Raw genomic sequence first — 22340 nt, 5'->3', positions numbered from 1 at the left:
TTTGAAATTCTTAATTAGCGTGCAGCTTTGACTTGTACTGGTAGTAAGTGATCGCCCCATATTAATGCAATTTTACCAGACTTATCCACATCAATTTTAAATTGTTCCTGTGGTGTAGTGCTTGTTGAATTTCTAACATTTACACGTAATGCATCTTGTGCTTGATCATATTTTGTTCCCCATTGATTCCATGTTTTATTGAAAATAACAATTGTTTCTTGTTCACCGGGAATAGTATATAAGCTATATTTTCCTTTTGTTAATTTTTTACCTTCAATAAGGACGTCTTTATCAAATGCTACTGTTGTTGCTTCATTTGCACCCGTACGCCATATTTCTCCAACTTTGACAATATCAACACCAATTTGTCTACCCTTTAAAGATGGACGGCTGTAGTTTACATCAATGGTTACACCATCACTAGTAGTGACTTTAACACTATCAGGTGGGCTAGGTCTCTTGGTTTTATCAGTTTGTCCAAATACAGTGGTACAAATGATCGTTAACATAAATAAGATAGCTGTTGTTTTCATAATATTTTTTAATTAAATATACATAAAAATTTAAAGTAAAAAATTGATAGTAAGCTTTTTAAAGTAATTTCTTGTATTTAGAGATATCGATGCCACAATTTTGGTTTTGTTGATACATAGGTAGATCGTCTGGTAAAGTTTTGGTGTAAATGAGGAATAGTTGTACTTGGAGAAGGCTATAAATGAATTTTAATACAAAAAGGGGAATATGTGTTTTGCATATTCCCCTTTTATTTTTTCTCATTAAGCACTTAAACGAGGTATTCAAATAAGGTTTGATCTTTATTTAATTCGATATATTCAAATTTGTTTTCCGTCATTCTTTGTAACAACGATTGGTAATCTGCCGGGTTGTTTAGTTCGATACCAATCAAGGCTGGACCACGCTCGCGTTCGGTTTTTTTGATAAATTCGAAACGGGTAATATCATCTTTGGGACTTAATACCTCGGATACGAATAGTTTTAAAGCTCCTGGGCGATTTGGGAAACGTACAATAAAGTAATGTTTATATCCTTCATATAAGAGTGATAATTCTTGGATTTCACTCATACGGTTGATATCATTATTGCCTCCTGAAATAATACAGACAACTTTTTTTCCTTTTATTTCATCTTTATGAAACTCTAATGCCGCTACCGAAAGCGCTCCGGCAGGTTCAACGACGATTGCATCTTTATTATATAGCTCTAATATGCAGGTACAGATTTTTCCTTCTGGGATCGATCGGATATCATCCAAATATTCGCGGCTGATCTCGAATGTAAGGTCTCCAACTTTTTGAACAGCAGCACCATCGACAAATTTATTGATCTTCTCGAGTTCGACAGGTTTTCCCGCTGTAAATGCCGCCTGCATAGAAGCTGCTCCTTGTGGCTCTACACCATAGCATTTGATATTGGGATTTTTGTTTTTTAAATAGTAACTCGTTCCTGCAGAAAGTCCACCGCCACCGATTGGAATAAAAACAGCATTAACATCTGGTAAGTCTTGTAAGATTTCTACGGCTACTGTTCCCTGTCCTTCAATAACCTTTGGATCATCAAAAGGAGGAATGAAGGTCATGTTATTTTCTTCAGTATAAATGCGAGCCGCTTTCTGACAGTCATCAAAAGTATCTCCGGTCAATATAATTTCGATATTGCCATTGCCCCACATTTCTGTTTGTGTTATTTTTTGTTTTGGTGTTGGGCCGGGCATAAAAATAACACCTTTAATATCGAGCTTTTTACAAGAGAAGGCAACTCCCTGTGCATGATTGCCTGCACTTGCACACACCACACCACGCTTTTGCTCTTCTTGGCTCAGCGAAATTATTTTATTATATGCTCCTCTTAATTTGTATGATCTAACGATTTGCAGGTCTTCTCGTTTCAGATAGACATCTGCGCCATATTTCTCAGAAAGATAAGTGTTGTATTGCAAAGCTGTGCGATTGACGACGTCCTTGATACGATGGTAAGTGCTTTCTGAGTCGATTTGTAAATTAGAAAAATCTAAACTCATTTTGTTCTATTATGATTAGGTGATTGTTTTTTTTATTCAAATAAAACGTCATTTCGACTTAGAATAAAAGTAAATAAGTTTTTTGACTTTTTACTTGCAAATTTATTCTTTGTCAAAATGACGTTTTAATAAGTTTTTGTGTTATTAAACGCTTTCTGCGAATAAACTTCTGAGATCATCGTCGCAAATATCTTTTTTGGCATCTGCTAGAATTAGGAAGCGCTCATATGTTTCTGCAAGGGCTTCTTTTTCTAAGGTGTAACCGAGACGTTCTAAGTGATGCTTTAAAGCATGACGACCGGAACGAGCGGTTAAGATAATACCTGCTTCTTCTAATCCCACATCTTCGGGGCGAATAATTTCATAAGTCTCACGGTGTTTTAAGAAACCATCTTGATGAATACCGGAGCTGTGCGCGAAGGCATTACGCCCAACAATTGCTTTATTAGGTTGTACTGGCATATTCATCATTTCACTTACTTTACGTGAAAGGTAAGTGAACATCTTGCTGTCAATATTTGAAGTTAGGTTACCGAAAGACTGATTATGAACTTTTAGAATCATAGCCACTTCTTCCAAAGAGGTATTTCCAGCACGTTCGCCGATACCATTGATGGTACATTCTACCTGACGCGCACCATTTTGGATTGCAGCAATGGAATTGGCTGTTGCTAATCCTAAATCATTATGGCAATGTGCAGAAATAATCGCTTGATCAATGTTTTTAACATTTTCTTTCAAAAACTTTATTTTAGCGCCATATTGATCAGGTAAACAGTAACCGTTCGTATCTGGAATGTTGACAACAGTAGCACCTGCGGCAATAACTGCTTCGACCATTTGCGCTAAGTAAACTAAATCAGCGCGGCCGGCATCTTCTGCGTAAAACTCTACATCTTCAACATGTGATTTTGCATATTTTACTGCCGCAACAGCGCGATCTAATATTTCTTCGCGTGTGGAGTTGAATTTATACTTGATATGCATATCAGAAGCTCCGATACCCGTATGTATACGTGGTCTTTTTGCATATTTTAAGGCTTCTGCAGCAACTTTAATATCATTTTCATTGGCACGTGTCAAAGCACAGATAATAACATCATTTACGGCCTTGGATAATTCAACAACCGATTGAAAATCTCCGGGACTAGAAACTGGGAAACCAGCCTCAATAACATCGACACCCAGTTTCTCCAAATCTTTTGCAATGTCGATTTTTTCAGGAGTAGTTAATTGACATCCTGGTACCTGTTCGCCATCGCGAAGAGTGGTATCGAAGATGTATAGATGATTTGGATCGTGTAACATAGCTTTATGTTTATAATTTAGAAACTCTGTTCAGTCTATTTAATAAATTCTAATACTTTAGCACCCATTTCTTGTGTGCCTAATATTTTGTCTGCAGGTGTATTTACATTTGCAATATCACCTGTTCTCCAGCCAGCTTTTAAAGTTGCTGCAACTGCTTCCGTTACTTCTTTAGCTTCTGCTTGTAAACCAAAACTAATATCTAACATTAATGCAACAGATAAAATCGATGCCAATGGATTGGCTTTATTCTGTCCTGCAATATCGTGCGCTGAACCATGGATAGGTTCAAAAAACCCTGTACCGTCACCAATAGATGCAGAAGCTAGCATGCCCATAGAACCAGCAATCTGTGAAGCTTCGTCTGTTAAAATGTCACCAAATAAGTTGGCGGTTAGTACCACATCAAATTTCTTTGGATTTTTCACCAATTGCATCGCAGCATTGTCAATAAACATATGTTCAGTTTCGACATCTGGATATTCTGTTGCAATCTCTTGCACGACTTCTCTCCAAAGACGGGATGTTTCTAATACGTTTGCTTTATCTACCGAACATAATTTCTTAGAACGTGTACGGGCAGCTTCATAAGCTTTACGTGCTATACGTTCTACTTCATAGCGGTTATAATTCATTAGATCTGAAGCGAAATTATTATCTTCAGAACGATTTTTCTCACCGAAGTATACGTCTCCTGTTAACTCGCGGAAGAAAAGGATATCTGTTCCTTTTAATACTTCTGGTTTCAAGCTAGATGCGTCTAATAGTTCATCAAATAACAAGATGGGACGTAAGTTTGCATAAAGACCTAATTCTTTACGGATTTTTAATAATCCTTGTTCCGGACGTACTTTAGCAGATGGATCATTATCGTATTTAGCATGTCCAATGGCACCGAATAGGATTGCATCACTTGATTTTGCTTTTTCTAAGGTTTCATCTGGCAATGGGTTTCCGGTAGCTTCAATAGCAACGTGACCATGATCGCTTCATCAAAACTGAATTCATGACCATATTTTTGTCCGATTTTTTCTAGAACTTTTTTACCCCAAATAGTTACTTCTTGTCCTATTCCGTCACCAGGAATAACGAGTATATTTTTTTTCATCAGATTAATTATTTTGAGTGTATGTTTTCAATTGGATAATCGACTCCATTTCACTCGTTTTTATTTTTTATGATGAAACTATCATGCGCATATCTACTGTATGTTCGGAGTAGCGTGGGCATGATAGTTTCCTGTTATGCGTACTGTAAAATATCTTCAATGGTTTTAACCATTCCTTTTTCTAATATGATTTTCTTTTCAAGGCATGCCGGTAGCTGTGTCTCAAAATGGCCAACATAAATTAATGTTTTTCCATAGGTGCATAGTTCATCTACAACTGCATTGAAATGTTGTGTTTGTTCGTAATCAAGACCCTGGCAGGGTTCGTCCAAAATTAATAATTCAGGATTCTTAATCACTGTTCTTGCTAGCAAAGCTAAACGTTGTTTGCCTAAGGGTAGTGTATTTAATAATTTATTTTTATCTTCTTTCAAATCAAAGAAATCCAATACTTGATCGAGGAATTGTTGGTTTTCAAAGCTGAGATTACGGAATAGTCCAACGGAATCAAAAAAACCTGAAGCAACACTTTGCCAAACTTTCGCTGACTGATCAAAGTACCAATGCATTTCAGGTGAAATAATTCCTAAATGAGCTTTGATGTCCCATATACTTTCTCCAGATCCTCTTTGTTTACCGAAAAGAACAATATCATTGGCATAGGCCTGAGGGTGATCTCCATTGATTAAACTTAATAACGTAGACTTTCCAGATCCATTATGCCCCTGCAATAACCATTTTTCACCTGCTTTTACTTCCCAACTAATTGTTTTTAGTACCTCTTTTTCACCATACCTTACATCCACATTGGACATTTTTACCATGATTTGGGAAGTAATACGTGGAGATTTCTGTAAAAAATGTGGAAGCGGTTTTCTTGCGCGCTCTTTTTCTCGTGAGAATGCTGCTTGTGAAGAAACCTCATGCAACTGACCTTCCTGTATTTCTGCAAAATGATTGATACAGGTTGGCACTGTTTGATCATTACTGATTAATATCAAAGTCACTCCAGCGTGTGCTAAATCATCGAACGCTTGATTAAGTTCTTGGCGAGATTGACGATCCAGACCTGTATAGGGTTGGTCAATAATCAATACTTGTGGCTTTAGCCATAACGCTTTAATTAACTGCAGTTTTTATGTTCACCACTGGATAATTCTATAAGCTGTGTGTTTTGAACATCTTCAAACCCAAAAGTTTGGAGGTATGGTTTTACCTCTTCAAATTGCAAATGTTTTTCTTTTGCAAAATGTAGAAATTCGGCCTGTACTGTTAACGTATCGTTGGTTTGATGTTTGTTGTAACGTTGCTGGTAATAGAAGTTTTTATCGCCTTCTAAATTGGTGAATTGATACCAATTGGAAACATATAAAACTTCTGCAGGAAGAGGGGAGTTGCTGTTAAAGTTGATATTTAAAAGTCCACTGTATGGAATATGGCCTGCAATTGCTTGTGCCAAAGTAGTCTTTCCCGTACCGCTTCTACCACCGATTAACCAGTGCTGACCTGGTTCAATTTGCCAATTCAAGTCCTGCAGTACCACGTGATATTGGTGCTGGACAGTTAAATTGGCAATATGGACGACAGGTTCTATCATTATCTTGTTTGTTCGAAAGTTTCGATTGCACTTTTGTTGTTTAGGATGAAATCAATATCATCATATCCGTTAATAAGACATGATTTTTTGTAAGGATTAATTTCAAAAGATTGTTGTGCACCTGTTTCAGATAATGTAACGGTTTGATTTTCTAGATCCACGATAATTTCTGTGTTCGGGTTTTTAAATACGGTATCAAAAATAGTTTCTAAAAACTCGTCTGTTACCTGAATCGGCAATACGCATTATTCAAGGCATTGCCTTTGAAGATATCTGCGAAGAAACTACTGATCACAACATCAAATCCATAATCCTGGATAGCCCAAGCAGCATGCTCACGACTAGAACCACAACCAAAGTTTTTACCTGCTACAAGAACTTTTCCTGTGTAAGTAGGGTTGTTCATTACAAAATCAGACTTGGGTTGATTTTCGCTATCATAACGCCAGTCGCGGAATAAATTGTCACCAAATCCATCCCGTGTAGTCGCTTTTAAAAAGCGTGCTGGGATAATCTGATCGGTATCTATATTTTCAATCGGTAAAGGAACTACCGTTGTTGTTATTGTTTCAAATTTTTTCATCTAAATAATTTGTTATTTAATGGTGATGAAGCTATCATGAGAAGAGAATTATCTCCTTTTTGAGCCACTTTTGCCTCATGATGGTTTCATCTAAATAATTATTTACGAGTGTCTGTTCTTAACTGTATCAATGAACTCGTTTCACTCGGTATGTTATTTTATGTTGATGAAGCTATCATGAGAAGAGTATTTATCTCCTTTTTGAGCCACTTTCTGCTCATGATGGTTTCCTCCACTTCATTATTTATTTACGAGTATCTGTCTTTAACTGTATCAATGAACAACTCGTTTCACTTTATATGTGAGCTGTTTCAAGCTCTTGATATTTTCCGTGTTATGTTGCTGTCAGTGCAATGTTTTATTTTAAAACTGCTCTAACTTCTCTAAGCTTCATAGTCATGCTGACGGCTAAATTATCAGCCCAATTGTTGTAATCTTTAATAGCATCTAAACGTTCTTGATCGCTCACATACCCTTCTTCTACCATTTGTTTTGAGTTGGCTACCTGCGACCATATTTTTAATTTGTCTAGGTGTAATGGGTTGTTGCGCTCATAATGTTCATCGGCGTTAAAGACTTCAATTTGACCAAAACCATGTTCTTCAAAAATGTCATCCAGATCGTATCCGATTCTATTGTTCATACCAGCGTCATTTCGCCACATCAAAAACATGTGATAATAATGTTCCATACTTCTGGGTATTTTTGGAGTCCAATCGATGGCTTCATGATTATAATCTAATATCGATACTTGCCCATTGGGTTTTAATAACGTTTTCAATTTATCAATCGCTTTATCAAGTGTTGAAATCCATTGAAAAGTACGTGCTGAAACGATCAGGTCAAATTTTTCGATGCTGTCAAAATCTAGTAAATCACAATGAATCAATTCTAGATTCTGGATACTACCAAATAGATTTTTTCCTTCCGTAATAAAAGACTCTGTATTATCAATTCCAACAACAGCACCTGATGGGCCGACTATGGCTGCGATATCTTTTGTGATCGCACCTGTTCCACAACCGATATCCAAAACTCTTAATCCTGGTTTTAAAGCAGATTTCAATGTATGATAATCTTTTTCCAACGTTCTTTGATTAAAGATTGCGTTTGCACTTTGCTCTTCACGTTGAATCACTTTATTTTCGGTGACTGCGACTGTCTGACAAATTTGGCACATTTGTAAAAGTTATTTAAGAACAGCTACTATTAGCAATTAGATTATATCAACTCCCTAACATCGGTAATTTTACCTGTTACAGCTGCCGCTGCAGCAGTTAAAGGTGATACCAGCATCGTGCGGGCATCAGGTCCTTGACGTCCTTCGAAATTTCTATTTGATGTCGAAACACAGTATTTTCCTGCAGGAATTTTATCTTCATTCATGCCTAGACATGCTGAACAGCCTGGTTCACGTAATTGAAATCCTGCCGCTTCGAAAATTTTATCTAATCCTTCTTCGATTGCCTGTTTTTCAACTTGTTTTGAGCCAGGAACGATCCAAACTTCTACTTGTTCTGCTTTTTGTTTTCCTTGAACAAATGCAGCAACTTCACGTAAATCTTCGATACGGGAGTTTGTGCAGCTTCCAATAAAGACATAATCTACTGGTTTTCCTAAAATTGGGGCATCATCAGCAAAGCCCATATAGTTGAGTGCTTTTTGATAAGATGGCTGTTCTGATTCAGGTTGTGACTGTGTAGCTGGAATACTTTCTGTAATGCCCATGCCCATTCCTGGATTAGTACCATAGGTGATCATCGGTGCGATATCTGCTGCATCAAATTCTAATACAGCATCAAATTGTGCGTCATCATCAGAATATAATGTTTTCCAATATGCTAATGCTTTATCCCATTCTTCTCCTTTAGGAGCGAATTCACGTCCTTTTACATAATCGAAAGTAGTTTGATCGGGAGCAATTAAGCCTCCACGAGCTCCCATTTCAATACTCATATTACAAATGGTCATTCTAGCTTCCATACTTAATGAACGGATTGCTGAACCAGCGTATTCAATAAAATAGCCTGTACCACCTGCTGCAGAGATTTTTGCAATGATGTATAAGATAATATCTTTTGCGCCTACTCCTTTTTGCAAATCACCATTTACTTCGATTTTCATCGTTTTTGGTTTTTGTTGCAGTAAGCATTGTGTTGCAAAAACTTGTTCCACTTGAGAAGTGCCTATTCCAAAAGCAATAGCACCAAATGCACCGTGTGTTGAGGTATGACTATCTCCACATACCATAGTTTTACCTGGTAATGTAATCCCTAATTCTGGCCCAATCACGTGTACAATACCTTGGTAGGGGTGACCTAAACCATATAGGTTAATCCCGAATTCAGCACAGTTTTTAGTCAACATATCAACTTGGTAGCGTGATAATTCTTCTTTGATGGGAAGGTGCTGATTTAAAGTGGGGACATTATGATCTGCCGTGGCAACAGTTTGGTTGGGACGAAATACCGGTAAACCTCTTTTGCGCAGACCATCGAATGCTTGTGGGGAAGTTACCTCATGGATAAGGTGGGTGTCTATATAAATAATATCTGGAAATCCTTCTTCACGTTTGACGACATGCGCATCCCAAATTTTTTCTACTAATGTTTTTGACATTTTCTTCTCTAATGTTAATTTTTCAATTTAATTCGGTTGTTTTTTTGGAACTTCCTAAAAACAACCGAATTTTTGCAGTCTAAATTACGAAAATTTAAACAGTTTTTATAGCTTTCATTGCAGTCATTGCTTGACGTAATTTACGACCTACAATTTCGACTTCATGATTACGTAAAATATCATTAATTTCCACTAACTGAGCGTTATCTACTGATGCGTCTTTACCAGCATTATAGTTTTTACCGACTAAATCAGTTTGTACTGTTTTCATGAAATCAGCTAATAATGGTTTACAAGCTTGATCAAATAAATAACAGCCATATTCTGCTGTATCTGAAATAACACGGTTCATTTCAAATAATTTTTTACGAGCGATTGTATTCGCGATTAAAGGAGTTTCGTGCAATGATTCGTAGTAAGCTGATTCTGGTTTAATTCCTGCTTCAACCATAGTTTCGAAAGCTAATTCAACACCAGCTCTGATGAAAGCAACCATCAAAGTATAGTTGTCAAAGTACTCTTGCTCTGCAATTTTCACATCACCTGCAGGAGTTTTTTCAAATGCTGTCTCACCAGTTTCAGCTCTCCATTTTAATAGATTCGCATCACCGTTAGCCCAGTCTTCCATCATTGTTTTACTGAATTCGCCAGAGATAATGTCATCTTGGTGTTTTTGGAATAGCGGACGCATGATATCTTTCAATTCTTCTGATAATTCAAAAGCTTTGATTTTAGCAGGATTGCTTAAACGATCCATCATACCACTTACACCACCGTGCTTTAATGCTTCAGTAATAACTTCCACACCATATTGAACTAGTTTGGATGCATATCCAGCGTCAATTCCTTGTTCAACCATTTTATCGAACGATAAAATAGAACCTGTTTGCAATAAACCACATAGGATGGTTTGCTCGCCCATTAAATCAGATTTTACTTCAGCAACAAATGATGATTTCAATACTCCAGCTCTGTGACCACCTGTACCTACACAATATGCTTTTGCTTCAGCCCATCCTTTTCCTTGTGGATCGTTTTCTGGGTGAACAGCAATTAAAGTAGGAACACCAAAACCACGTACATATTCAGCACGTACTTCAGATCCTGGACATTTAGGTGCTACCATAATAACAGTAATGTCTTTACGGATTTGCATACCTTCTTCTACGATGTTGAAACCGTGTGAATAGGACAAAGTAGCACCTTCTTTCATTAAAGGCATTACAGCATTGATCACAGCAGTATGTTGCTTATCTGGTGTTAAGTTAATTACTAGATCTGCAGTAGGAATTAATTCTTCATAAGTTCCTACTGTAAAATTGTTATCTGTAGCATTTTTCCAAGAATCTCTTTTTTGCTCAATAGCTTCTTTACGTAAAGTATATGATACGTCTAAACCACTATCTCTCAAATTTAGACCTTGGTTTAAACCTTGTGCACCACAGCCTACGATTACGATTTTTTTACCCTTTAAAGCATCTACACCGTCAGCGAATTGACTGTTGTCCATAAAATCTGCTTGACCTAATTGATGTAATTGATCTCTAAGTGGTAGTGTGTTGAAATAATTTGCCATTGTTGTTGTTAATTTCTTTATTGATGGTTTGTTGATTATTTTATTTACTGTTTCTAATTGCTTTGCGTTGTGCTAAGGCATATCCCCAATGCAAATTGTCGTGAGACAGGGTTGCGATCAGTACTTCTTCGATTGTTTTCATCTCAGCACCATAGGTTGCTGTAGCGTAAGGAGTGATAGTCGTAAAAACACCTTTCTCATAGTCGCTTTGAATCTGATCGATGGTTGTTAGCGCTAATGCTTTCAATTCATCTACTTCTTCCTGTGTCACGTTACGTGTCGGTTTAGTATCTTTTTTATAGTCTTCATTGTACTTTACTGATGACGTATCTGCTAAGATACCGGTGCGAACATAACTCAACGTTTGTGTTGAAACGACGATATGCGCAAAATTCCAGAAGATGTTATTATTGAATCCTTCTGGTATAAGATTTAATTCGTCTAATGTCAAATCATCTAGCAATCTTATAAATCCTTTACGGCTACTGATAATAAATTCAAATATGTGTTGTGTCATTTTTTACTTTTTTAATCGAAATTTTCAATGAGGCAATGATTTTTATAGGACATTGCCTCATTTTTGAAAGTTAAGAAATGTTGCCATTACATGGTGAAAACATCATCTCCTTTTTCGAGATATTCGTTTTCAACGACATCTTCAGAAGGTTCTCTGCGTTCAAATTCTTTTAATTTAGCATGAAATCCAGCACTTTCTTTAATGATAGCGATACGTGCACCACGTACAAATTCTATTAAATTATACTTGGTCAACTCTTCTGTTAACTTATCAATTTCCTCACGATGACCTGCGGTTTCGAAGACGGTGTAGTCTTTGCGGATAACAACTGCAGATGCGCCATATTGACGTAATAGTCTTTCTACATACACTTTTTCTGTAATGACTTCTGTTGGAACTTTGTATAAAGCTTGTTCTTGCCAGATTACTTCATCATTAGTATTGTAGTATGCTTTGAGTACCTCTACCTGTTTTTCGATTTGACGGCATAATTTGCGTACTACTTCTTCTATTTCAGTAATTAAAATCGTAAAGCGATGAATCCCTTCTACTTCGGAAGGAGAAGTGTTTAAACTTTCGATATTTATTTTTCTTCTTGAGAATATGGTTGATATTCTACCGATCATACCGATAGAATTTTCTGTATATATTGTGATTGTATATTCTTGTTTTTCCATTTTATTTCAATCTAATTTCTGAAACACTTGTCCCTTGGGCAACCATTGGAAATACATTGTTTTCCTTGCCAACCATTACTTCGAGAAGGTAAGCTCCATCATGATCCAACATCGTTTTTAAAGCTGTTTTCAACTGATCTCTTTCTGAAACTTTTTGCCCTTCTATGTAGTATGATTTTGCTAAGGCAACAAAATCTGGACTGGTAATATTCACGAAAGAATAGCGTTTTTCATTGAAAAGCTGTTGCCATTGGCGAACCATTCCTAAGAATTGATTGTTTAGGATCAAGATTTTTACTTTAGCACCAAATTGCATAATAGTTCCCAACTCTTGGAGTGTCATCTGGAATCCTCCATCGCCAATAATAGCAATAACATCGCGATGTGGAGCGCCATACCAGGCACCTATTGCCGCAGGTAGACCAAATCCCATGGTTCCTAATCCTCCTGAAGTAACATTGGATTTGGTTTGATTGAATTTTGCATAACGGCAGGCAACCATTTGATGTTGACCGACATCGGTCGTGATAATTGCATCTCCGCCAGTCAATTCATTTAATAAATGAACAACTTCACCCATTGTTAGCACATCACCTGTAGGGTGAAGCTCATTTTGGATGACCTCTTTAATTTCTTCTTTTTCTAAGGTTCTGAATTGTTCTAACCAATCGGTATGTTCTTTTTTGTCAATTAACTCGGTCAGTTGCGGCAAAGTTTCTTTACAATCTCCCCAAACTGCAACTGTTGTTTGAACATTTTTATCAATTTCGGCAGGGTCAATATCCAAATGAACTACTTTTGCCTGTTTAGCATATTTGTCAAGACGTCCCGTAACACGGTCATCAAAACGCATACCTATAGCGATTAAAACATCACACTCGTTAGTCATCACATTAGGTGCATAGTTACCATGCATACCAAGCATTCCAACATGTTGTGGATGATCTGTTTCGAGTGCGCTAAGCCCCATTACTGTGGCTGCAGCAGGTATTCCTGATTTTTCTAAGAAATCTTTAAACTCCTGCTCAGCTTTACCTAAGATAATACCTTGACCAAATAGTATAAATGGTTTTTGTGCACTATTGATTAAAGCTGCCGCTTCCTGTACATATTCTTTTCTTACAATAGGAGATGGACGGTACGAACGGATGTGCGTACATTTTTCATAACCTAAATAATCGAATAATTCCATTTGTGCATTTTTGGTAATATCAATCAATACGGGACCTGGACGCCAGTACTGGCAATATGAAAAGCTTTTGCTATAGCTGTAGGAATTTCTGATGCTTCTGTCACCTGATAACTCCATTTGGTGACAGGAGCAGTAATATTAATGACGTCTGTTTCTTGAAAGGCATCGGTACCCAATAGACTAGCAAATACTTGTCCAGTGATACAGACTATAGGGTTACTATCAATCATAGCATCGGCTAAACCAGTAACCAAATTTGTTGCTCCGGGACCAGAAGTTGCAAATACAACACCGGTACGACCTGAGGTTCTTGCATAGCCTTGTGCTGCATGAATACCACCTTGTTCGTGGCGGACTAGAATATGAGTCAATTTTTCATTGTAATCATATAATGCATCATAGATGGGCATAATAGCCCCTCCAGGATATCCAAATACGGTATCAACACCTTCACACAATAAGGCTTCTAATACCGCCTGCGAACCTTTTAGTTGACTAATAGGTTGAGGTTGCTTCGCACATTCCTTGCTTTCAGTTTTTTCCAGCGTACTCATTATTTTTAATTTATTCGATTTTTAATTCTTTGTTTTGTTGATTATTCGGTCTTCTTCTTTATAGATCTGTTACACAGCCTTCTGATGCGTCAGCAACAGTTTTAGCATATTTGTAAAGTACTCCTTTTGTTACTTTTAGTGCTGGTTGTATCCATTTTGCACGTCGAGCAGCAATTGTTGCTTCATCTACTTTTAGATTTAGTGTATTGTTGATGGTATCAATTTCAATGATATCTTCATCTTCTACTAATCCGATCAAACCTCCTTTATACGCTTCAGGGGTAATGTGTCCCACGACAAAACCATGCGTACCTCCAGAGAATCTTCCGTCTGTGATTAATGCTACGGATTTACCTAATCCTGCACCAATAATAGCTGAAGTAGGTTTTAGCATTTCTGGCATTCCAGGTGCTCCAACCGGTCCTTCATTTTTGATAACCACTACATCTCCTTTTTTGACACGTCCTGAAGAGATACCTGCGATAAGATCTTGTTCTCCATCAAATACACGTGCGGGTCCGACAAATTTTTCTCCTTCTTTTCCTGAAATTTTTGCTACCGAACCTTTCTCGGCTAAGTTTCCATATAGGATCTGTAAGTGTCCATTTGCTTTAATAGGATCGGCTAGTTTATGAATGATCTTTTGATCATAATCTATTACGGATTTAACATCTGCTAAATTCTCAGCCAATGTTTTTCCTGTTACAGTCAAACAGTCCCCATGTAGCAATCCCTCATTTAATAAATATTTTAAAACTGCAGGGATTCCACCGTACTGATGTAAATCTTGCATTAAGTATTTACCTGATGGTTTAAAATCAGCTAAAACCGGGGTTTCATCCGACATACGTTGGAAATCATCTTGTGTGATATTTACTCCAACGGATTTGCCAATTGCTATAAAGTGCAATACGGCATTTGTGCTTCCTCCTAGTATGATGATCGCACGGATGGCATTTTCAAATGCTTTACGTGTCATGATATCGGAAGGCTTGATATCTTTTTCTAATAAGATACGGATATATTTACCTGCTTCTAAACATTCATCTTTTTTATCTTGTGATACAGCAGGATTGGATGATGAGTAAGGTAAACTCATTCCTAATGCTTCGATGGCAGCAGCCATTGTATTTGCGGTATACATTCCACCACAGGCACCTGCTCCTGGACATGTATTACGGATGACACCATCGTAATCTTCGTCGGAAATATTACCACATATTTTTTGCCCTAAAGCTTCAAATGCGGAGACAATATTTAAATCTTCGCCTTTATAATGACCGGGTGCAATTGTTCCACCATATACCATAATCGCAGGACGATCTAAACGGCCCATAGCGATAACTGCACCTGGCATGTTCTTATCACATCCTGGGATCGCAATCAATCCATCATAATATTGGCCACCACAGATTGTCTCAATGCTATCAGCAATGACATCCCTGCTTACTAATGAATAACGCATACCCGCAGTACCATTACTCATACCATCGCTGACACCGATTGTACCAAATGTTAATCCGACTAAATCACTTGCCCAGACACCTTTTTTAACGACTTGTGCTAGATCATTTAAATGCATGTTACAGGTGTTCCCATCATAACCCATACTTGCAATACCTACTTGTGCTTTTTCCATGTCCGCATCCGTAAGACCAATACCATAAAGCATTGCTTTTGCTGCGGGTTGTGTTTCGTCTTGTGTGAATGTACGGCTGTATTTATTCAATATTTGTTCTTTATCAGATGATGACTTCATAGTTCTCGTTCTCTAATACTAAATTTTTATATCTTCTTTGTATAGAAGCACCTATTGTATGCTCCCAATCTTCTTTATAAATAATGTGATCGACTTGTTTGATTCCTATTATTTCTGCTGCCGTTCCTGATAGAAAAGCTGAATCTGCTTCGTGGATATCTTGCACTGTCAACCTTTTCTCAATTAGTTCAATTCCTAATTTTTTACAGATCAGCATGACTTGTTTTCGGGTTATGCCAGGAAAAATATTCTGAATAGGCGGTGTATACAGTTTGAAATCTTTTTCAATAAATAAGTTTTCACTTGACGCTTGTGCAACATAACCATCCTGATCTAACAACAGTGCTTCGTCATATCCATTTTTTATTGCTTTACTACTTGCTAAAATGGAGTTGATGTATTGGCCTGATATTTTTGATGAAATCGGAAATGCCTTTGAACTTGGTCGCTGAATATCCGATATTTCAACCTTTAATAAATTTTGTCCTAAATAAGGTCCCCATTCCCATGCCGCCATCATGATCCGAGCTTCTGTTGATGAAGTGAGATGCATGTTGGATCCAGAGAATACCAATGGACGAATGTAGGCTGAACGTAGATTGTTGATGGATAATAATTCATAAGCACGGTCAATCAACTCCCTATTATCCCACGTATATGGTATGTTGATTGCCTCACATGACTTCTCTAGACGCTCAAAGTGTTCCAGTGCCTTAAAAATACGAGGTCCATTGTGGGTGTTATATGCCCTAAGACCCTCAAACGCACCATATCCATAATGCAAAGCTTGAGTATACAGGTCAAGACCCGTAGCAAAAGCTTTGACGTAAGATCCGTCTAAGTAAATTAATGTGTTCTCGTCGTAATATTTCATAACCTTGTTATCTACCCTCCCTATTAGTAATAATTAGAAAATGACCTGTTTTTGTTTCCCTTGGGTAAATGTAATTTAAGCGTAAACTTTACAGCTGAAATTATTTCTTTAAGTTACTCCGAATAAAAATAATTGGCAATAGCATTATCTAACTTTTTTGATTAAGTATATAATTTTGATTATTTGTTTTTTGCAAAATTAAATTTTTATATTTTTAATATTAGTGATATTTTAGAATGCAGTAAGTAGACCGTATTTAAAATCGGTCTACTTGGGTCAAAAATATTTTTTTTCATTTTAACCTCAAATTCTTCTTAAAAATTGATAATTCCTTATTCTTTTTATTTTTTTGAGTGTTATTTCTTTGAAGCGATACTCCGTTTTTTTGATTCATGAGACTACAGTTTATGAACAATATGTGGAAAAAATTTTAAATGGGATGATGGGGGGATAGGTTGTGAAAACTGGGGACTTGGAAACCGACAAGTTGCATTGCTTTAAACAAATTGTTGATAGCTTTCAGATTGCTGGGTGTTAGATTGGATGTGTCTTGTGGATCTGTGTATGGAGAAATGTCAAGAATGGGTCAGAACGTTTTTATTATGGTGGAATTTAAGAGTCTTCTAAAGTGTTTGTTTAAGATGATTTTCTTGTCTTAGTATAAGGAGAAAAACTAATCTTGATGCATAATGCACTATTTTGTCAACTTATCCACATTGTGGACAAATGATGTTTATTTTAGGTTGGAGGATATGCCACTTTTCTATTGACATGTTAAGAGGGAAATCATTTTCGGATTTATAATAGTTTTTCAACAATTTGTTTATAATGTGTTGAAAAATAAAAGCCTCTTATTTTTTAATAAGAGGCTTTTGAGATCATCGTAAGATGATTATGCTTCAATAATTCCTTCGGCCAAAATGGTAACGACATTATTCTTAGCTTCTACAACACCACCTTTGATGTCTAAGATCTGCTCGTCTTTACCTTGCTGAACAATTACTTTTCCGTCTTCCAAAGTCGAAATGATAGCCGCGTGATCTTTCAATATTTGAAAAGATCCTGAAGTTCCTGGAACAGTTACTGCAGTTGCATCACCTTCAAATACTATTTTGTCTGGAGTGATTATAGATAATTTCATTATTTTTAGATATAAGATTTGAGATTTGAAATTTGAGAACTTGAGGTCTTCAAATAGATATGAGATAATAGCGTCTCCATTACCTCATATCTAATGTCTAATATCTAATTAAACTGCTTCAGCTAATAATTTTTTACCTTTTTCGATTGCTTCTTCGATGCTACCTACTAAGTTGAAAGCTGCTTCAGGATATTCATCAACTTCACCTTGAAGGATCATATTGAATCCTTTGATTGTATCTTTGATATCTACTAATACACCTTTTAAACCTGTAAATTGCTCCGCAACGTGGAAAGGTTGAGATAAGAAACGTTGAACACGACGTGCGCGTTGTACTGTTAATTTATCTTCTTCAGACAGCTCATCCATACCTAAGATAGCGATGATATCTTGTAATTCTTTGTAACGTTGTAAGATTTCTTTAACACGTTGTGCTGTATCGTAGTGCTCATTACCTAAAATTGCAGGGCTTAAGATACGAGAAGTTGAATCTAATGGATCCACCGCAGGGTAAATACCTAACTCAGCAATCTTACGAGACAATACTGTTGTTGCATCTAAGTGAGCGAATGTTGTCGCTGGTGCAGGGTCAGTTAAATCATCGGCAGGTACATATACCGCTTGAACTGATGTAATTGATCCATTTTTAGTAGATGTGATACGCTCTTGCATTAAACCCATCTCTGTTGCCAAAGTTGGTTGGTAACCTACTGCAGAAGGCATACGGCCTAATAAAGCAGATACTTCAGAACCAGCTTGTGTAAAACGGAAGATATTATCAATAAAGAATAATACGTCTTTACCTTTACCATCTTCTTCACCATCACGGAAATATTCAGCGATTGTTAAACCTGATAAAGCAACACGTGCACGCGCACCTGGAGGCTCATTCATTTGACCGAATACGAAAGTACATTTTGATTCTTTCATTAATTCAGTATCGATAGCATCTAAAGGCCATTGACCTTTTTCCATCTCTTCCATGAAATGCTCACCGTATTTGATAATGCCTGATTCCAACATCTCACGTAATAAGTCATTACCCTCACGTGTACGCTCTCCAACACCAGCAAATACAGATAAACCACCGTGTCCTTTTGCAATATTGTTGATTAATTCTTGGATTAATACAGTTTTACCTACACCGGCACCACCAAACAATCCAATTTTACCACCTTTAGAATAAGGTTCTAATAAATCGATTACTTTAATACCTGTAAAAAGTACTTCAGTTTCAGTCGATAAATCTTCAAATTTAGGTGGAACATTATGGATCGAACGACCATTTGTTTTATCTAATTTTGATCCCGTCAATGGCATCACCCACAACGTTGAATACACGACCTTTAATTTCTTCACCAATAGGCATTTTGATTGGAGCACCTGTGTCGACAACTTTCATTCCACGAACCAAACCTTCGGTTGCATCCATAGAAATTGTACGAACACGTTCCTCACCTAAGTGTTGTTGAACCTCTAAAACGACACGCTGACCATTTTCTCTTTCGATAATCAAGGCATCGTAAATTCTAGGTAGATTTTCATTGTCGGCGAAGTTGACGTCAACCACTGGGCCGATAATCTGCGCTATTTTACCAATATTGGGCATATTATAGGGACTAAATATTTATTAATCAATTTTATAAAGGCAATAAAAACCGCCTCTTTTTGGTCAGCAAAAATAAGCTTATTGTCGCTGAAAAACAAATAGAAATTTCAATTAAATTCTTTTTTATTTAAATATGTCAATTTGTTATTCATTCTAATTGACTGGGTTCGCTGAAAAAATCATCTTTGGCTCCATAATACGTGCCTATGCTTCTTAATGGCATTTTTCTGGATCTTTTATTTTTAGCTATACAGCCTGAGGAGATCAAGAAATCTTTATTTTTAACAATTCATGATAGCTGATATGATCATAATTATTGTTAATCAGGTGATTTTAATTTTCGAAAGTTGATGATTGGGAGAAAAAACCTCCTTGTATTTTTTATTTCTATAATCGTTTTGATCTATCATCCAATAAAATAGGGGCAATTCACATCATGTGGATTGCCCCTAATTATCTATCTTAGAATCTTATGATTTCTTATTTAACTCGTCTTGAAGTTGACGTTTTAAAGCTTGTTCTTTTTCAAGCGCTTTTTTACGGAATAATGCAAGTTCTTCTTGTGCTTGATCTGCTGTTTTTTGATATTCATCAGTATTCACCTTAGCCTTGCGGTAAGAAAATAAAAATGTAACGGTGCTGATTAAAAGTACAGCAATAATTATCCACACGATACTGCTATAAGCTGACTTTGTCGTATTAATACCTAAAAATGAAAAACTATCTACTTTTTCTTGCTCTTGCGCTAATTGATCTTTTAAAATTTGAACACTATCTTGTAAACCTTTTGTTGTTGATCCATAATTAGAACTAGCAGACTTTAAGGTGTTAATTTCTTTCTGAAGTTTACTTACAGTATCAACTACATTTTTTTTGATAATTTCAAGATTTGTTTTGCGCACCATCTTGAAATCATAATTATTTTTTGATATGTAGTTCAAATGGTCAAACTGATTTGCAAGACTACCTTTACTCAAACCTTCTGGGCCAAACTTATTAGCACTCGCTGTTGTTGGTTGAGCTACTGGAGCTTGAGCCGATGCGAATTGCTGTTGCGCACATAGAAGAGATACAGTGATAATTAATGATTTTAAAATATGCATATATAAATTGATGTTACAGATTTTTACAAAAGTAATGATTGCTTCTAATATATACTAAAAAGTTAAGATTTGAGGCTTTAAATTTTAAATTTATTATAAATTGCATATTCATGTGGTCTGTTTATAATAAATTAAAGAGATCTTTTAGTCTAATGCGATCGGAATTATCCTAAAAGGTTGTTTGTGAATTTAAATTTTATACCTAATTGAAAATTACTAATAGTTTTAAAAATTTCTTTTAATGTTGCTTTTTCTATTTTCGTTAGACTGTCAATTCGGATGTAATTATCGGGATTTGATTTTATTGTTATAATTTGATTTGCTTGATTTTTTAATCTAAGAGCCATTAAATAATAATAGGATTGACTAAGTTCTTCATATTGGGATTGTGTGAAAACTCCTATTTCTACTAACTTCTTAAGTCTAACTCCGGTATTTTCTTCATAGATTAGGTTTTTTAATGCATATACCCGTACGAGATCTACAATCGGATTCATTGCTTTTTTGATATTTAGAAATTCTGAAGTACCAATAGTCTGTGTTTTGATGGCATTGAAGAAGGTTAGCGGTGGTTCATATTGCAAAGCATTTTTCGCTATAAAAGAAAAAAACGTTCGTTGGGTTTTTGTAATTCGTGATTGAGAAAAGATTTAAGTTCATCAATGATTCCCTTGTCACCATACAGTCTTCTACAATCAAAGAAGGTGGAAAATTTAATAGCATTTTCTGGTATGGTATCTTCGATCCAACTTTTGTAATTATTTTTCCAGTGTGATAATGAATGTGTCCATGCGGGATTACTGGCCATATATCCTCCTGTACAGTAGACAAATCCAATTTTATTTAAGTCATCTGAAACTTGGTTGGCGAATTTAAGGAAGTAGTCTCTCACGTACTCACGTTGCTCATTGGCTTTATCTTCATAAATAATGGCGTTGTCCTGATCGGTTTTTAAGGTCTGCTCTTTTCTGCCCTCACTTCCTGTTACCATAAATACGAACTTAGCTGGGGGAGGTCCCATATTGTGAATCGTTTTCTCAATCACTTTTATGGCAATGGTATCAGCAATCATTGTAATAACCTGGTTTGCAACAGCGGCATTGACACCTCGGCCGAGTAATTGGTTGATGATTTTCGGTACATTATCCCACTTATCCTTAAGTTCGGTTAATGACTCCGCGAGCTTTACGGATTGTATAAAAACTAAAGGTGATTGTCCCTGTTCGCTTAATAAGCGGTTACGGCTCAAGAAGCCAACGTACTCTCCATCTTTTTCAACTAATAAATACTTCGTTTTTGTTCTAAACATCATCAATACCGCTTCGTATAGAATTGCCTGGTTAGAAATACTAACGATAGGATTATCCATAACGGTTCCAATAGCTTTATCAGCCTGGATTTGTTTTGCAATAACGTTATCTCGGAGTGTTATATCTGTTGCATACCCAACAATTTTATCTTTCTGCATAATAAAAATGCAACTCACTTTATTGGATGACATTATTTTTGCAGCTTCATAAATGGGCGTATTGTAATCTGTTGAGACGATATCTTTATAAATGATATTATCAATCTTACGGGAGTAGAGTTGATCTGCTGCGTAATAACTTTCTTCAAATGATGCAGGGGATTTTACAAAATGTGAAAATTCTTCTTCCAGCATTTTACGGCCAAAAGCATTTGTGAAGAAATGAAAGAACTCCTCATTGGCGTTGCAAAGTTCAAAAAAATCTTTACGAGGCAATCGATATATGATTGTCCCCTTTTTTACCATTACTGATTTTAATGCTTTTTTCCGATTTAAAAGCACTGAAATTCCGCCAAAACAATAAGGATTTTCGTGGATTTCGATTGATCGTTTATTCTCCATGTTATCGAGAAAGAATGTTTCGTACTGTCCCTTGTAAATGAGATCTACTCCATCTATATCTGTTATTCCTTGTCGGTAAATAAGTTCTTCCTTTGAAAATGTGCATTTTGTCATCAGATCCACTAAACTTTTTTGTACAGATTCTTGCAGTACATGGAAAGGGGCTGTAGTTTTTAATAGGGATAAAATAATTTCAGAATTATGCATAGGTTCAA

General features: G+C 36.3%; 16 protein-coding genes and 4 pseudogenes. All 20 read right to left on the bottom strand.

The annotated features are described in order from the left end of the window. Positions 1–14 precede the first annotated feature (14 nt). Complete coding sequence (locus L950_RS03870) at positions 15–533, bottom strand: DUF2911 domain-containing protein (RefSeq protein WP_021191846.1); 519 nt, start codon at positions 531–533, stop codon at positions 15–17. Positions 534–784: 251 nt separating this feature from the next. Further along, positions 785–2038, bottom strand: a complete 1254-nt coding sequence (ilvA, locus tag L950_RS03865) for a threonine ammonia-lyase IlvA (protein ID WP_021191845.1) — start codon at positions 2036–2038, stop codon at positions 785–787. Between the two features lie 144 nt (positions 2039–2182). After that, positions 2183–3346, bottom strand: a complete 1164-nt coding sequence (locus tag L950_RS03860) for a 2-isopropylmalate synthase (RefSeq protein ID WP_021191844.1) — start codon at positions 3344–3346, stop codon at positions 2183–2185. Positions 3347–3381: 35 nt separating this feature from the next. Next, a pseudogene (gene leuB, locus L950_RS03855) lies at positions 3382–4454 on the bottom strand (3-isopropylmalate dehydrogenase). Positions 4455–4588: 134 nt separating this feature from the next. After that, a complete protein-coding gene (locus tag L950_RS03850) occupies positions 4589–5548 on the bottom strand; it encodes an ATP-binding cassette domain-containing protein (RefSeq protein ID WP_231576839.1) in 960 nt (319 codons plus the stop codon). A 29-nt stretch (positions 5549–5577) separates the two neighbouring features. Then, positions 5578–6051, bottom strand: coding sequence for an ATP-binding cassette domain-containing protein (locus L950_RS31840; RefSeq protein ID WP_231576838.1), 474 nt, complete (start codon positions 6049–6051; stop codon positions 5578–5580). Further along, positions 6051–6634 (bottom strand): annotated as a pseudogene (leuD, locus tag L950_RS03845) (3-isopropylmalate dehydratase small subunit). The gene L950_RS31840 and the pseudogene leuD overlap by 1 nt, the downstream one beginning before the upstream one ends. A gap of 358 nt (positions 6635–6992) precedes the next feature. Then, on the bottom strand, positions 6993–7814 hold the full coding sequence (locus L950_RS03840; protein WP_021191842.1) for a methyltransferase domain-containing protein: 822 nt from the start codon (positions 7812–7814) through the stop codon (positions 6993–6995). Between the two features lie 41 nt (positions 7815–7855). Continuing rightward, complete coding sequence (leuC, locus tag L950_RS03835; protein ID WP_021191841.1) at positions 7856–9253, bottom strand: 3-isopropylmalate dehydratase large subunit; 1398 nt, start codon at positions 9251–9253, stop codon at positions 7856–7858. 94 nt (positions 9254–9347) lie between these two features. Beyond that, positions 9348–10829, bottom strand: a complete 1482-nt coding sequence (gene ilvC / locus L950_RS03830; protein WP_021191840.1) for a ketol-acid reductoisomerase — start codon at positions 10827–10829, stop codon at positions 9348–9350. A 40-nt stretch (positions 10830–10869) separates the two neighbouring features. Next, a complete protein-coding gene (locus L950_RS03825) occupies positions 10870–11346 on the bottom strand; it encodes a DinB family protein (RefSeq protein WP_021191839.1) in 477 nt (158 codons plus the stop codon). A gap of 86 nt (positions 11347–11432) precedes the next feature. Next, a complete protein-coding gene (ilvN, locus tag L950_RS03820) occupies positions 11433–12023 on the bottom strand; it encodes an acetolactate synthase small subunit (RefSeq protein ID WP_021191838.1) in 591 nt (196 codons plus the stop codon). A 1-nt stretch (position 12024) separates the two neighbouring features. Continuing rightward, a pseudogene (gene ilvB / locus L950_RS03815) lies at positions 12025–13769 on the bottom strand (biosynthetic-type acetolactate synthase large subunit). A gap of 58 nt (positions 13770–13827) precedes the next feature. Further along, positions 13828–15528, bottom strand: a complete 1701-nt coding sequence (gene ilvD / locus L950_RS03810) for a dihydroxy-acid dehydratase (protein ID WP_021191837.1) — start codon at positions 15526–15528, stop codon at positions 13828–13830. Then, the gene (gene ilvE / locus L950_RS03805; protein ID WP_021191836.1) at positions 15512–16402 is read right to left on the bottom strand and encodes a branched-chain-amino-acid transaminase; all 891 of its coding nucleotides are present in this window, start codon (positions 16400–16402) and stop codon (positions 15512–15514) included. The genes ilvD and ilvE overlap by 17 nt, the downstream gene beginning before the upstream one ends. 892 nt (positions 16403–17294) lie before the next feature. Next, the gene (gene atpC / locus L950_RS03800) at positions 17295–17543 is read right to left on the bottom strand and encodes an ATP synthase F1 subunit epsilon (RefSeq protein WP_021191835.1); all 249 of its coding nucleotides are present in this window, start codon (positions 17541–17543) and stop codon (positions 17295–17297) included. Between the two features lie 108 nt (positions 17544–17651). Then, positions 17652–19152, bottom strand: a pseudogene (gene atpD, locus L950_RS03795) (F0F1 ATP synthase subunit beta). Positions 19153–19622: 470 nt separating this feature from the next. Beyond that, complete coding sequence (locus L950_RS03790) at positions 19623–20255, bottom strand: hypothetical protein (protein ID WP_021191834.1); 633 nt, start codon at positions 20253–20255, stop codon at positions 19623–19625. A gap of 164 nt (positions 20256–20419) precedes the next feature. Continuing rightward, a complete protein-coding gene (locus L950_RS31835; RefSeq protein ID WP_231576837.1) occupies positions 20420–20839 on the bottom strand; it encodes a putative nucleotidyltransferase substrate binding domain-containing protein in 420 nt (139 codons plus the stop codon). A gap of 11 nt (positions 20840–20850) precedes the next feature. Then, positions 20851–22332, bottom strand: a complete 1482-nt coding sequence (locus L950_RS03785) for a DUF294 nucleotidyltransferase-like domain-containing protein (RefSeq protein ID WP_231576836.1) — start codon at positions 22330–22332, stop codon at positions 20851–20853. Positions 22333–22340: the final 8 nt, after the last annotated feature.

Origin of the sequence: Sphingobacterium sp. IITKGP-BTPF85 (genome assembly GCF_001006065.1) — a bacterium.
In the GTDB taxonomy this organism is placed as follows: domain Bacteria; phylum Bacteroidota; class Bacteroidia; order Sphingobacteriales; family Sphingobacteriaceae; genus Sphingobacterium; species Sphingobacterium anhuiense.
The sequence above is the reverse complement of the archived record's forward strand: the minus strand, read 5'-3'. Positions and strand labels throughout refer to the sequence as shown.